At 71.9% G+C, this 13478-nt stretch carries 12 protein-coding genes; 7 read left to right on the forward strand and 5 right to left on the reverse strand.

The features are described from left to right. The first annotated feature begins 34 nt into the window (after nucleotides 1-34). From FLX08_RS19850 to thyX, 5 genes are all read left to right on the forward strand, one after another. Entirely contained in the window at nucleotides 35-2209 is a 2175-nt protein-coding gene (locus FLX08_RS19850; RefSeq protein ID WP_425280632.1) for an anthranilate synthase component I, read from the forward strand. 58 nt (nucleotides 2210-2267) lie between these two features. Further along, complete coding sequence (locus tag FLX08_RS19855; protein ID WP_244312766.1) at nucleotides 2268-3494, forward strand: amidohydrolase family protein; 1227 nt, start codon at nucleotides 2268-2270, stop codon at nucleotides 3492-3494. Between the two features lie 81 nt (nucleotides 3495-3575). Continuing rightward, nucleotides 3576-4466, forward strand: coding sequence for an ABC transporter ATP-binding protein (locus FLX08_RS19860; protein WP_142620367.1), 891 nt, complete (start codon nucleotides 3576-3578; stop codon nucleotides 4464-4466). Beyond that, complete coding sequence (locus tag FLX08_RS19865; RefSeq protein ID WP_142620368.1) at nucleotides 4463-5242, forward strand: ABC transporter permease; 780 nt, start codon at nucleotides 4463-4465, stop codon at nucleotides 5240-5242. Before FLX08_RS19860 ends, FLX08_RS19865 begins: the two co-directional genes overlap by 4 nt. Before the next feature lie 139 nt (nucleotides 5243-5381). Then, on the forward strand, nucleotides 5382-6164 hold the full coding sequence (thyX, locus tag FLX08_RS19870; RefSeq protein WP_142620369.1) for an FAD-dependent thymidylate synthase: 783 nt from the start codon (nucleotides 5382-5384) through the stop codon (nucleotides 6162-6164). Nucleotides 6165-6371: 207 nt separating this feature from the next. Here thyX and FLX08_RS19875 read toward each other — a convergent pair whose 3' ends face one another. Further along, nucleotides 6372-7448 (reverse strand): WD40/YVTN/BNR-like repeat-containing protein, encoded by a 1077-nt coding sequence (locus FLX08_RS19875; RefSeq protein ID WP_142620370.1) that lies wholly within the window; start codon nucleotides 7446-7448, stop codon nucleotides 6372-6374. A gap of 80 nt (nucleotides 7449-7528) precedes the next feature. Next, on the reverse strand, nucleotides 7529-8818 hold the full coding sequence (locus FLX08_RS19880) for a globin domain-containing protein (RefSeq protein ID WP_142620371.1): 1290 nt from the start codon (nucleotides 8816-8818) through the stop codon (nucleotides 7529-7531). Between the two features lie 294 nt (nucleotides 8819-9112). On the opposite strand from FLX08_RS19880, the gene FLX08_RS19885 reads away from it, so the two are divergent. After that, nucleotides 9113-9811 (forward strand): gamma-glutamyl-gamma-aminobutyrate hydrolase family protein, encoded by a 699-nt coding sequence (locus tag FLX08_RS19885; protein WP_142620372.1) that lies wholly within the window; start codon nucleotides 9113-9115, stop codon nucleotides 9809-9811. A 262-nt stretch (nucleotides 9812-10073) separates the two neighbouring features. After that, nucleotides 10074-10865 (forward strand): enoyl-CoA hydratase/isomerase family protein, encoded by a 792-nt coding sequence (locus tag FLX08_RS19890; RefSeq protein WP_142620373.1) that lies wholly within the window; start codon nucleotides 10074-10076, stop codon nucleotides 10863-10865. Nucleotides 10866-10881: 16 nt separating this feature from the next. Here FLX08_RS19890 and FLX08_RS19895 read toward each other — a convergent pair whose 3' ends face one another. The 3 genes from FLX08_RS19895 to FLX08_RS19905 form a co-directional block, all read right to left on the reverse strand. Continuing rightward, a complete protein-coding gene (locus tag FLX08_RS19895) occupies nucleotides 10882-11304 on the reverse strand; it encodes an SRPBCC family protein (protein ID WP_142620374.1) in 423 nt (140 codons plus the stop codon). 96 nt (nucleotides 11305-11400) lie between these two features. Further along, nucleotides 11401-12582: an acyl-CoA dehydrogenase family protein gene (locus tag FLX08_RS19900; protein WP_142620375.1), complete on the reverse strand. Its 1182-nt coding sequence runs from the start codon at nucleotides 12580-12582 to the stop codon at nucleotides 11401-11403. Nucleotides 12583-12620: 38 nt separating this feature from the next. Beyond that, nucleotides 12621-13211 (reverse strand): class I SAM-dependent methyltransferase, encoded by a 591-nt coding sequence (locus tag FLX08_RS19905; protein ID WP_142620376.1) that lies wholly within the window; start codon nucleotides 13209-13211, stop codon nucleotides 12621-12623. Between the last annotated feature and the right edge of the window lie 267 nt (nucleotides 13212-13478).

Genomic DNA, 13478 nt, shown 5'->3' on the forward strand with positions numbered 1-13478 from the left:
TAGACCGGCCGCCCCGTGAGTGGCGGCCTTCTGTATGTCCGCCCCGGGGCATACGAAAAAAGGGGCGTGGACAGTGGAGATCAGCGGATATACCACGGCCGGCGGCATCGCGGTCGAGCGCCGGGTGCGCGAGGTGCCCGAGGAGGCGCTGGAGGAGATCGTCACGTCGCTGGGGGAGCGGCGCGGCGGGGCCTTCTCGTCCGGCATGGACTACCCCGGCCGCTATAGCAGGTGGGCGTTCGGCTACGTCGATCCCTGCCTGGAGATCGTGGCGCGGGGGCGGCGCATCTCCGCCCGCGCGCTCAACGAGCGCGGACAGGTCGTGCTGCCGGTCGTCGCCTCCTGCCTGCTGGCGGCGGGCAAGCCGGTGTCCGAGCCGGCCCACGGCTACATCGAGGTGCACGTCCCCGAGTCCGAGGACCTGCTGCCCGAGGAGATGCGCAGCCGCAGGCCCACCGTGTTCACCGCCATCCGCGAGATCATCGCGGCCTTCCGGTCCGACGACCCCCACCTCGGCCTGTACGGCGCCTTCGGCTACGACCTGGCCTTCCAGTTCGAGCCCATCCGCTATCGCCTGACCCGCCCCGGCGACCAGCGCGACCTGGTGCTGCACCTGCCCGACCGGCTCGTCGTGATCGACCGCGTCCGCGAGACCAGCGTGGAGCACTGCTACGAGTTCACCGTCGACGGCGTCTCCACCAGCGGCCTGGAGCGCACCGGCGAGACCGTCCCACTGGTCGCGCCCCGTGAGATCCCGCCGAACCCGGTGCGGGGGACCTACGCCGAGGTCGTCGCCAAGGCCAAGGAGAAGTTCCAGCGCGGCGACCTGTTCGAGGTCGTCCCCGGCCAGGTCTTCCACGGCGCCTGCGCCGACCCGTCCGCCTTCTACCGCTCGCTGCGCACCGAGAACCCCGCGCCGTACGAGTTCCTGCTCAACCTCGGCGACGGCGAGCACCTGGTGGGCGCCTCGCCCGAGATGTACGTACGGGTGACCGGCGACCGCGTCGAGACCTGCCCGATCTCCGGCACCATCGCCCGCGGGGCCAACCCCGTCGAGGACGCCGAGGCGATCCGCACCCTCCTGTCCAGCGTGAAGGAGGAGTCGGAGCTGACCATGTGCACCGACGTGGACCGCAACGACAAGTCGCGGATCTGCGTGCCGGGCAGCGTCCGGGTGATCGGCCGCCGCCAGATCGAGATGTACTCCCGGCTGATCCACACCGTCGACCACATCGAGGGCCGCCTGCGTCCCGAGTTCGACGCCCTCGACGCGTTCCTCACCCACATGTGGGCCGTCACCGTCACCGGCGCCCCCAAGACGTGGGCCATGCAGTTCATCGAGGACCACGAGGAGACCACCCGGCGCTGGTATGGCGGCGCGGTCGGCTTCATCGGCTTCGACGGCTCGATGAACACCGGCCTGACCCTGCGCACCGCGCAGATCCGCGACGGCGTCGCCACCGTGCGCGCCGGGGCCACGCTGCTGTACGACTCCGACCCCGAGGCCGAGGAGCGGGAGACCGAGCTCAAGGCCAGCGCCCTGCTCGGCGCGCTCGCCGCGGCCGCCCGGCCGAAGGAGGCGGTGAAGGCGGAGCCCCGGGCCGACCTGCCGGGCGAGGGTCACCGCGTGCTGCTCGTGGACCACGAGGACTCCTTCGTCAACACGCTCGCCGACTACTTCCGCCAGCAGGGCGCGTCGGTGGTCACGCTGCGGCACGGGTTCCCGCTGGACAAGCTCGACGAGATCGCGCCGACGCTCGTCGTGCTGTCGCCCGGCCCCGGCTGGCCGTCCGACTTCGGCTGCTCGGCGCTGATCGAGGCGCTGTACGCCCGGGACCTGCCGGTGTTCGGGGTGTGCCTGGGCCTGCAGGCCATGGTCGAGCAGGCGGGCGGCACGCTCGAACTGCTGCCCTACCCGGAGCACGGCAAGCGCGGCCGGGTCCGCCGCGAGGGCGACAGCGCGCTGCTCGACGGGCTGCCCGGCGAGTTCGTCGCGGCCCGCTATCACTCCGTGCACGCGAAGGAACCGGGGGTCAAGGGCTTCCGGGTCACCGCGTTCACGCCGGACGGCGCGGCCATGGCGATCGAGGACACCGACAACCTGCGCTTCGGCGTGCAGTTCCACCCCGAGTCGATCCTGACCACGCAGGGCGGCGCCGGGGCGCGGATCATCGCCAACGTCCTGCGGCTTTGCGCGCGTCATGGCTGAGTAAAGGGGCCGTTTAGGGCGGCGCCGGCGCGGCGGGGGAGCCGTAGAGTCCACTGCCGTGCCGGAGCCGAGATCACACGACATGCTGCCCACGCCCCTTCCCGACGCGGTGCGCGCCGCCCTGCTCGCGCCCATGGTCGACCAGCACTGCTGCGGCGTGCGCCGCGACGACACCACCAGGTCGGGATTCGAGCAGCTCATCGGCGAGGGCGGCACACCCGCGCCCCCGGGCACCACGCACTTCGACACCCCGGCCGGCGCCGCGATCCGCCGCTGGTGCGCGCCGGTCCTCGGCCTGGAGCCGCACGCCTCGGCCACCGTCTATCTGTCACGCCGCGCCGAGCTCGGCGCGGCAGAGGTCAACCGGCGGCTGCTGCGCGGCGCGGGAGTGTCGGCCTTCCTGGTCGACACCGGGCTCGACGTCCCCGGGCTGCTCTCACCCGCCGAGATGGGACGTCTCGGCTCCGCCGCCGCCGACGAGATCGTCCGGCTGGAGCAGGTCGAGCAGGACGTCGCCGAGGCCGGGCTGCCCGCGGCCGACTACGCAGGGCTGCTGCGGGACGAGCTCGCGGCCCGCGCGGCCCGCGCCACCGCGCTCAAGTCGGTCGCGGCGCACCGCTGCGGCCTCGGCTTCGATCCCTCCCGGCCCTCGCGCGGCAGCGTGATCGCGGCGGCCGGGCGCAGGCTCGCCGACCCCAAGTCGCGCCTGGACGACCCCGTCCTCGTGCGGCACCTGCTCTGGGCGGCGGTCGACGTGGCCAGGGAGCGAGGCCTGCCGGTGCAGTTCCACTGTGGTCTGTCCGGCTGGGGCCTGTCGGGCCTGAGCATGTCGGGCTGGGGGCTGTCCGGCGGCGGCCTGTCCGGCGTCGGGATCGGCCACCTGGCCGACCCCGCGCTGCTGACCGGCTTCGTCCGCGCCCTCGCCCCGCTCGGGGTGCCCGTCGTCCTGCTGCACTGCTATCCCTATCACCGGCAGGCGGCGTACCTGGCGGGCGTCTTCCCGCACGTGTACGTGGACGCCGGGCCCGCCGTCGCCCACACCGCCGCCGGCTCCGCCCACGTGCTGCGCGAGCTGCTCGAACTCGCGCCGTTCCACAAGCAGATGTACGGCTCCGGCTGCCACGGCGCCGCCGAGCTGTGTTTCCTGGCCGCGCTCTGCCATCGCCGCGGCCTGGCCCGCGTGCTCGCCGACCGGATCGCCGAAGGCGAGTGGAGCGCGGCCGACGCCGCCCGGATCGCCCACATGATCGGCTCTGGAAACGCGCGCCGGGTTTATCGCCTATAAAATTCGTGGATTTGTCCCAACCGAAACGATCCTCCTTTATGAGGATGATTTCCGATCTATCGCGCGGAATAATCGCGCCCGATGGCTGCCATTGAGATTCGAAATCTGGTGAAGTCGTTCGGGCCGGTGAAGGCCGTGGACGGCGTTTCGTTCAGCGTGGAGGCCGGATCCGTTACCGGATATCTCGGCCCCAACGGAGCCGGCAAGACGACCACGCTCCGCTGCCTGCTCGGCCTCGTCACACCCGATTCGGGTGAGGCACTCGTGAACGGCGAGCGTTATGTCGCGCTCTCCAATCCCGTGGCCGAAATCGGCGCCGTGCTGGAGGCCACGAGCTTCCATCCCGGCCGCACCGCCCGCAACCACCTGCGCATTCTGTGCACGGCCGCCGGGCTGCCCGACGCCCGCGCGGACGAGGCGCTGGAACAGGTCGGTCTCGCGGACGCCGCCGGCAAGCGCGTGAGCGGCTTCTCGCTGGGCATGCGCCAGCGGCTCGCGCTCGCCTCCGCCCTGCTCGGGCAGCCCCGGGTGTACATCCTCGACGAACCCGCCAACGGCCTCGACCCGGCGGGCATCGAGTGGCTGCGCGGGTTCCTGCGCCACCTCGCCCACGACCAGGGAGCGGCGGTGCTCGTCTCCAGCCACGTGCTGGCCGAGGTCGAGCGGACCGTCGACAACGTGGTGATCATCGCCAAGGGCCGGCTGGTGCGCCAGGGCAGCCTGGCCGAGCTCACCAGCGACGGCGCGGACGCCGTACGGGTGCGTGCCGCCCAGGCCGCCGACCTCGCTCCCGCGCTCGAAGCGGCGGGCGGGGTGGTCGAACACGTCGAGGACGGCCTGCTGCGCGTGCGCGGGCTGGACCCGGAGGCCGTCGGCCAGGTCGCCCTGGACCGGCGCGTCGTGCTCACCGAGGTGGCGCAGGAGCGGTCCGGGCTGCACAAGGTCTTCCTCGATCTGACGGAGGGGCGATGAGCGGGCTCGTCAAGGCGGAGCTGCGCAAGCTGTTCACCACGCGGCTGTGGTGGATCATGCTGCTCGTCATGCTGGTGCTGGTCGGGGTGGGGCTCGGCTTCCTCATCGCGTTCGCGGGGGTGGAGCAGAACGGCAGCGCGCTGCCCGCGCGGGACACCGCGGCGTGGGCCGAGGTCGCCTGGTCGAGCGCGTCCAGCGGCGGGATCTTCGTGATGATCCTCGGCGTCGTCATGATGACCTCCGAATATCGCTACCAGACGATCACCGGCACCTTCCTCACCACCCCCCGGCGGGGCCTGGTGATCGTCGCCAAGGTGATCGCCGGGCTGCTCGTGGGCGCGGTGTTCGCGCTGGCCGTGCTGATCTTCCAGGCGATCACGGTGATCCCGGCCGTGACGCTCTCCGGGGGCGAGTTCTCCCTGTCCGCCTCGCGCATCCCGCAGATCAGCCTCGGCATCCTCGTGACGCTCGCGCTGTACGCGGTGTTCGGCATCGGGCTGGGGGCGCTCGTCCGCAACCAGATCGCCGGCATCGTCGCGGCGGTCGTCTGGGCGTACGTGATCGAGAGCATATTCACCGGCATCCCGGCCCTGCATTCGGTGGGCAAGTGGCTGCCGGGCGGCGCCGCGCAGGCGCTGATGAGCATCGACGTGGACACCGGCCTCGGCAGGCCGGAATGGCTGCCCGCCTGGGCGGGCGCCATCGTCTTGGTCGGTTATGGCCTGGTCTTCGCCGCCGTCGCCACCGCCACCACGGTCCGCCGCGACATCACCTGACCCGTATGGGCCTACAGGCCTTGGGAGCCGCCCCCGGATCCCGCCGGGGGTCCGGGGGAGGGGGCCGGGTCGCGATCGTGGGCCCGAGCTGGTTTGCTTGGACGGTCATCCATCGGCAACCACTTCACGGGGAATGTGAATGCGCAGCGTCGAGCCCGAGGTCTTCCTCGTCGCCAAACCGTCTGTCGACTACGACGAGCTGGCCCGCTATCTGCACGAGATCGGCGGGGAGAGCTGGCTTGAGCGGCTGGAGCGGGGCGAGTTCGACGCCCAGAACCTGGCGGAGTTCGCCGGGCGGCTGTGCTACCGCTCGTTCGAGCCGGGCCTGAACCCCAACGTCACCCGGATCCGGCAGGACCAGGACGCGTACCTGCGCAACATCCTGGCCAGCGCGCACGGGTCCGTGCTGGAGCACCTCAGCTTCAGCTTCGTGCTGCACAACGTCTCGCGGGTGCTCACGCACGAGCTCGTCCGCCACCGGCCCGGGGTGGCGATCTCGCAGGAGTCGCTGCGCTACGTCCGGCTGAACGACATCCCGTTCTGGATCCCCGAGTGGGCACGCGAGGACGCCGAGCTGATGAAGCGGGCGACCGAGATGCTCGACCGCATGGAGGAGTTCCAGAAGTGGATGGCGGCCCACTTCGGGCTGGACGAGGACGGCGTGCCCTTCCCCGAGAAGAAGCACCGCACCTCGTTCATGCGCCGCTTCGCCCCCGAGGGCGTCGGGACCGGCCTGGTCTGGACGGCCAACGTGCGCACCCTGCGGCACACGATCGAGGCCCGTACGGCCGCCGGAGCCGAGGAGGAGATCCGCCTCGTCTTCAACCGCATCGGGGAGATCATGCGGGAGGAGGCCCCGGCCCTGTTCGGCGACTACGTCGTCGAGGACGGCGCCTGGGTGCCCGGCTACCGCAAGGTCTGAGCCGTTAGAAGCCCGGCCCGCTAGGGAGCCGCCGGCACCTGAGCCGCCGGAGGGCGCCGAGGCCGTGAGCCGGCCGCGCCGTGCTCGCCCTGTGTTCGTCTCTGTGCTTGCACTGTGTTTGTCCCTGTGGTTTGCCCCTGTGGTTTGGCCCTGTGTTCGCCCCGCGGCCGCCCCGAAGGGCGCCGCGGGGCCGCGGTGGCGAGGTCGTCAGAGGACGGCCGCTCGCACGCACAGCACGTCGGGCAGGTGACGGGCGATCAGCGACCAGGTCTCGCCCGCGTCGGCCGAGCCGTACACCTCGCCGTCCCGGGTGCCGAAGAACACCCCGGCGGGCCCGGCGGACATCGCGTCCCTGAGCACCGAGGAGTGCACCGGGCCCTCGGGCAGCCCCGCGGAGAAGCCCTGCCAGGTGGCCCCGGCGTCGTCGCTGCGGAACACCCGGTAGCGGTGATCGAGCGGCGTCCGGTCGACGTCGCCGTGCAGCGGGAAGACGTACAGCCTGTCCGGGTCGCCCGGGTCGACCGCGATCGGGAACCCGAAGTCGGAGGGCAGGCCCGACCCGATCTCGGTCCAGGAGTCGCCGAAGTCGTCGGACCGGTAGACCCCGAAGTGGTGCTGCAGGTAGAGCCGGTCGGGCACCGAGGGATGCTGGGCGACCTTGTGCACGCACTGCCCGAACTCGGGATACTGCGCCCCCTCGGGGAGGAAGGGCGCGCGGATGTTCTTGTTGGACGGCCGCCAGGTGGCCCCCGCGTCGTCGCTGCGGAAGAACCCCACGGCGGAGGCGGCGACCGCGATGCGCTGCGGGTCGGAGGGGTGGGGGATCACGGTGTGGAGGCACAGGCCGCCGCCGCCGGGCTGCCACTGAGACCGGGTGGGGTGGTCCCACAGGCCGTCGACCATGGTGTAGGTGGCCCCGCGGTCCTCCGACCGGAACAGCGCGGCGGGCTCGGCGCCCGCCCAGACCACGTCCGGCTCGGACGGCGACGGCTGGAGCTGCCACACCCGGGCCAGCGCGGCCCCGGTGCGCTCGGGGAAGGCGACCGGCGGGGACGTCGCCTCCTCCCAGGTCTCGCCGAGATCGTCGGACCACATCACCGACGGGCCGAAGTGGCCGTACTCGATCCCGGCGAGGAGGCGGGGCGTGGCGCCGCGGGTGTCGATCGCGACCGAGTGGACCCCGATGGTGGAGAACCGCACGGGCTCGACCTCGAACGAGCCGCCGTCCGAGGAGCGGGCGAGGAACAATCCTTTGCGAGTACCGATCGCGAGGAGTGCGGGCATATATCCTCCCTGTGCCGATTTCGATCATGTTTTCGATTCGAATCCTGCCACGAAACCCTCCACCTCGCCCGCTGTTCCGGTCAAGCCTCGCTGCGCACCGTGCCGCCGCGCACCGGATCGCCCTGTACAGGGTCGCCGTGCTCAGGGACGCCGTGCACCGACGTGCCGTGGACCGTGCCGCTGTGAACCGTGCCGCTGTGAACCGTGCTGCCGTGAACCGTGCCGTCCGGCAATGGGTCGCCGTGCACGGCGTCGCTGTGTATCGGGTCGCTGTGTATCGGGTCGCGGTGGATGCGCGCGAGCGGCACCCCCGACATCTGCAGGCGCCGTACGGTCTCGTTCACCATCGCCGCGGGCCCGCAGACGTACGCCTCGTGGCCGGCCCAGGAGTGGAACCTCCCGACCACGTCGGGAAGCCGGCCGCGCATCCCGTCGTAGGCCGGGTCGTCGGAGACCGCCGGCACGACCCGCAGCCAGGGGAAGGCGGCCTCCATCCTCGCCAGGTCCGGCATGTCGTACAGGTCGCACGCGCGCCGGGCGCCGTACAGCAGGTGGATGTTCGGGCGATCCCCGGAGGCGATGACGTGCTCGATGACGGCCTTGAGCGGCGCGAGGCCGGTGCCGCCGGCGACGCAGAGCACGTCGCGGCCCGGCTCGGGCGGCGTCATCGTACCCACCGGCGGGCCGAGCAGGAGCTGGTCGCCGATACGGGTGTGGCGGACCAGCGCCGTGCTCACCCAGCCGCCCGGCACGGCGCGCACGTGCAGGCGGAGCGTGCCGTCCGCCCGGGGTGCGTTGGCGATGGAGAACCGCCGCCACACGCGCGGCCACCTGGCCGTCTGCACCGTGACGTACTGCCCGGGGACGAAGTCCATGGGCTGCGAGGGCCGCAGCGTGAGCACCGCGATGTCCCGGGTGCGCGGTTCGTGGTCGATCACCTCCGCGAGCCACCAGGCGGGCGTGGTCTCGGCGTCGGCGGCGTCGATCATGATCTTCGCCGCCATGGCGTACGCCTCGGTCCAGGCGGCCTCGATCTCGTCGGTCCAGATCTCGGCGGCGAAGTGCCTGATCGTGGCGAGGAGGGCGTTTCCCACGACTTTGTAGTGCTCGGGGGACACGCCATACTTGCGATGGTCCCGCCCTAACTGGGCGAGATAGGACGCCAGCCCCTCGGGGCTGTCGAGCATCCAGACGATCCTCGTGAGCGCGTTGAAGAGCCGGTCGCGCTGCACCTCCATGCCCGGCGGGAACATGCCCCGCATGTGCGGGCAGTGCGTGAACAGTCGTCCGTAGAAATATCCCGCGGCCTTCCCGGCGACGGGCTCGACGACCGAGAAGCTCTCCTTGACGAGGCGCGGATTCAGCGGCATCAGTTGTGTCCCACCCTAGGGACCGGAGGAGTGCTCCGGTCTGTCGATCCACCTCCCTGACGGCTCCGGGTGACGAGCGGCGGCGGCCCCGGCTCAACCGATCGCTCAACGGTGAGTGTTTCACTCGCTCTCGGGCGTCACAACCGATTCCCCACAAGGCAACCGACTGTGAATACTTCGTTATTTTTCGTGACGCTCTCGCTGTGACGCCTGTGACTGATGTGAAAACTGACAAAAGAAAACGATCTGCGCCATGATGGGCCTGCCTGCTCGCACACCTTCAGGAGATTGGCCATGGCGCGTCCCATCGTCGGCATCACCACCTATCTAGAGGCCGCGCGCTGGGGCACGTGGGTCCGTGAGGCGGCGATCTCGCCCCAGGCGTACGCGCGCGCGGTGGAGAAGGCCGGCGGCGCGCCCGTCCTGCTGCCACCGCTGAGCCCCGTGTCCGCGGGCGATTACATCCGCCGCCTGGACGCGGTCATCCTCGCCGGGGGCGTCGAGGTCGATCCGGCCCTGTACGGCGAGGTCGCGGCGGGGGAGCCGGACGACGACGGGCTCGGCGGGCCGCAGCCCCAGCGCGACCGGTTCGAGACTGCGCTGGCGCAGGCGGCGGTCGAGGCGGACGTGCCGCTGCTGGCGATCTCGCGCGGCATGCACGTGCTGAACGTCGCCCAGGGCGGCACGCTGATCACGTCGCTGCGGGAGGCCGTCGGCCACGACCGCCACGAGACGGCCGCGCACGTGGTCACCGTGAGCGTGTCGAGCAAGGTCGGCAAGGCCGTGGGCGACCGCGCCGAGGTGACCGGCGCGCACCACCGGGCCGTCCGGCGGCTCGGCACGGGCCTGATCGCGGTGGCGTGGGCCGACGACCAGATCGTCGAGGCCGTCGAGCTGCAGGGGCACCGGTTCGCCGTCGGCGTCCAGTGGCATCCCGAGCGCGGCGCGGACAACCGCCTGGTCGAGGCCCTGGTGGACACGGCCCGCCCCTGACCCGTACGGACCGCGTCCCCGGGCCGGTGCGGTCGCCGGAGGCGGCGTGAGGCGTCGTGAGGCGGCGTCGTGAGGTGGTGCGGTCGGCGCGGGTGGCATGGAAAGCGCGCCGCGGCCGCTTCGGCGGTCCTGTCGGCGGGCGCTGTTACTGTGCGGGCATGGCGGCGCGTCCCCAGGCGGAAGAGCGTCGTCTCATGCTGTTCCCCCGGGCGGTGGCGGGCCGCGGCTTCCCCGCCGCGGGGATCAGGCGAGGAGTGGCGCCGTGCGGGAGTACGAGAAGCTGAAGGTCGGCTGGGCGGCCGACGGCGTGCTGCGGGTCGTGATCAGCGAGCCGTCCCGGCGCAACGCCGTGGACCGCACCGGCCACCGGGAGCTGGCCGAGATCTGGCGCGACGTCGACCGCGACGCCGAGGTCAGGGCGGTGATCGTACGCGGGGAGGGCGAGGCGTTCTCGGCAGGCGGCGACCTGTCGATGATCGAGGAGATGATCCGCGACCACGCCACGCGTCTGGAGGTCTTCGCCGAGGCCCGCGACATCGTCTACAACGTGCTCAACTGCTCCAAACCGGTCGTCTCGGCGATCCAGGGCCCGGCGGTGGGGGCGGGGCTGGCCGTCGCGCTGCTGGCCGACATCTCGGTGGCCGGGCGGACCGCCCGCATCATCGACGGCCACACCCGGCTGGGCGTCGCGGCGGGCGACCACGCGGCGATCATCTGGCCCCTCCTGTGCGGGATGGCGAAGGCGAAATATCACCTGTTGCTGTGCGAGCCGGTCACCGGCGAGCAGGCGGAGGCGATGGGCCTGGTGAGCCTGTGCGTCGACGACGACCAGGTCCACGAAAGGGCGCTGGAGATCGCGACGCGGCTGGCCGCCGGGTCGGCCGAGGCGATCCGGCTGACCAAATATGCGCTGAACAACTGGCTGCGCATGGCCGGGCCGTCGTTCGACGCCTCGCTGGCCATGGAGTTCCTCGGCTTCACCGGCCCCGATGCCGCCGAGGGCGTGCGGGCACTGCGCGAGAAGCGCCCGCCCCGCTTCCGCCCGGAGTCGTGAGCGCCGACCGGCAGCCCTAGCCGAAGCGTTTGCGCAGGGACTCCAGGCCGGGGACGAAAACACCGCGTGTAAGGATCTTCGCGATCTTCTCGGGGTCGTCGGCCTCGAAGGTCGCGTACCACTCCACGAACGCCTGCCCGGAGTCCGTCACCGGGGCGACGCGGCAGGTCGCGTGGTAGTCGCGCATGGGCAGCGGCGACTCGATGGTCGTGTACGTGAGCGTGCGGGCCTCGTCGTCGAGGGTCAGCAGCCGCTCGCGGAACACCCCGCCCGCCCCCTCGACCCGCCGCACCGCGCCCGGGGCGGGCGGTGCGCCGTCCTCGATCTCACAGGTGGCCACGCCCGGCAGCCACTCGTGGAGGTTGCCGAACTCGCGCAGGAACGCCCAGACGTCCCCGGCGTCCGCGTCGATCACCGTGCTGGCGTACGGACCGCGCATGTGTGACTCCTTCCGCTGCCTCAAGTAGGTGCCCCGCGGCGGCGGCGCGCAAGCGGCCGGAAGTGACCGGAGGCGATCGGAGATGATCGGAGGCGGTCAGAAGCTCCTGGGCAGGCCGAGCACCTGGGTGGCCAGGTAGTTGAGCAGCAGTTCCTCGGTCACCGGCGCGATCCGGCCGATCCTGGCGTCGGCCAGCAGCCGCGCGACGGGATACTCCAGCGAGTACGCCATGCCCCCGTGGGTCTGGAACGCCGCGTCGGCGGCCTCCCACGCGGCCTGCGAGGCCGTCAGCTTGGCGATGTTGGCCTCCGTGCCGCAGGGCAGGCGGTTGTCGAACGACCAGGCCGCCTTGTGCAGCATCAGCCTGGCCAGCTCGATCTTGGCCTTGACCTGGGCCAGCGGGAACGCGACGGCCTGATTGGCCCCGATGGGCCGGCCGAAGACCTCCCGCTGCTTCGCGTAGTCGACGCCCACCCGCAGTGCCACCTCGGCCCCGCCGAGGGCGCTGGCCGCCAGCAGGATCCGCTCGGGGTTCAGCACGTCCCACAGCACGGCGGCCCCCCGGTCCACCTCGCCCAGCACGCTGGAGGCGGGCAGTCGCAGGTCGTCGATGAAGACCATGTTGGACGGCGTGGTGTTCGCGCCCATCTTGGGGATCGGCCGGTAGGACAGTTGCCCGGCCGCCACCGCCTCCGGCACGTTCACCAGGAACACCGTCAGCCCCTCGCTGCGCGGCCTGGCCTCCGCCGCCGGGATCGTCCGGGTGACGAGCAGCATCCAGGAGGCCCGCTGAACCCCGGTGATCCAGATCTTCCGGCCGTTGACGACGAAGTCGTCGCCGTCCCTGCGGGCGAAGGTCGAGATCGCCAGCGAGTTGGACCCGGCGTCGGGCTCGGTCAGCGCGAAGCAGGTCTCGATCTCTCCCGTCGCCAGCTTCGGCAGCAGCGCGGCCCTCTGCTCGGCCGAGCCGTGCCTGGCCAGCGTGAGCGCCCCGAACCCCGGCGTCAGCACGTACATGAACGCGGAACCGCCGGCCGAACCGGAGGCCGACAGGGTCTCGGTGGCCACGGCCAGCTCCAGCAGGCCCTGCCCGGCTCCGCCGTACTCCTCCGGTACGGCCAGGCCGAGCCAGCCGCCCTTGGCGAGCTCGGCCCACACCTCTTCCGGCCAGCGCTTCTCGGCCTCGCAACGCTGCCAGTAGTCCATGTCGTATCGCGAGCAGATGTCCGCGATGCCCCGGCGCACCGCCTGCGCGCTCTCCGGCAGCGTGAAGTCCATGCCCGTCACTTTAGAACGTCATTCGGCGAGCCGCGAGATCATCGGCGGGGGCGGCGCGCGTGGTAGACGAAGGCGGGCGGCAGGTTCCGCCACACCGTGCGCCCGGCCACGACCTCCTCGAACGCCTCGCCCAGCCTGCGGCGGAACCGCAGGGCCGCGGGCAGGGCGCGGGCGTGCACGTAGGAGAACGTCGTGAACGCGCCTCCCGGCGCGAGCGAGGCGACCACGGCCCGTAGCAGATCCGCCTGGTGGGCGGGGGGAAACGCCGCCCAGGGCAGCCCGCTCACGATCACGTCGGCGGCGGCCACGCCCCGGTCGGCGAGCAGCTCGGGCAGCCGCGCGGCGTTGTCGACCACGAGCTCCACCCCCGGATAGCGGGCGCCGAGGTGGCCGGCCAGCCGCGGGTTGATCTCGACCGCCAGATGCCGCCCCCGCCCGCCGATGCGGTGCTGGATCTCGGCGGTGAAGGGGCCGGTGCCCGGCCCCAGCTCGACCACGACGGGGTCGCCGCGCTCCGGCACCGGCACGCACACCGTCTCGGACAACCGCCGTGAGCTGGGCGCGACCGCCCCGGTCACGGCGGGGGAGCGCAGGAACTGCCCGAAGAAGACCGCTGTTTCGTTCGCCATGCTGCGACGCTATGGCCGCGGACCGCCTGCCTCGCCCGCCGTCCGGACCGACCTGGTGGCCAGGCGGATCACCGCGTACGGCCCATCGGCGGGCGGAAGCGGCCAGAAGGAGGAGAAGCCTCCTCCGGCCGGAGGACGGGTTTCCACCCCGGTGGGCGGTAGCGTTCCCTCATGCGGTGGCCCTCGGCGCGCCGGTTCGTCGCTCGGCGCCCCCTAACAGACCGTCCACTCACCGATCGTTCCCTCACTGACCGCCCTCCCACTGAC

The sequence above is a fragment of the Microbispora hainanensis genome (genome assembly GCF_006874475.1).
GTDB lineage: Bacteria > Actinomycetota > Actinomycetes > Streptosporangiales > Streptosporangiaceae > Microbispora > Microbispora hainanensis.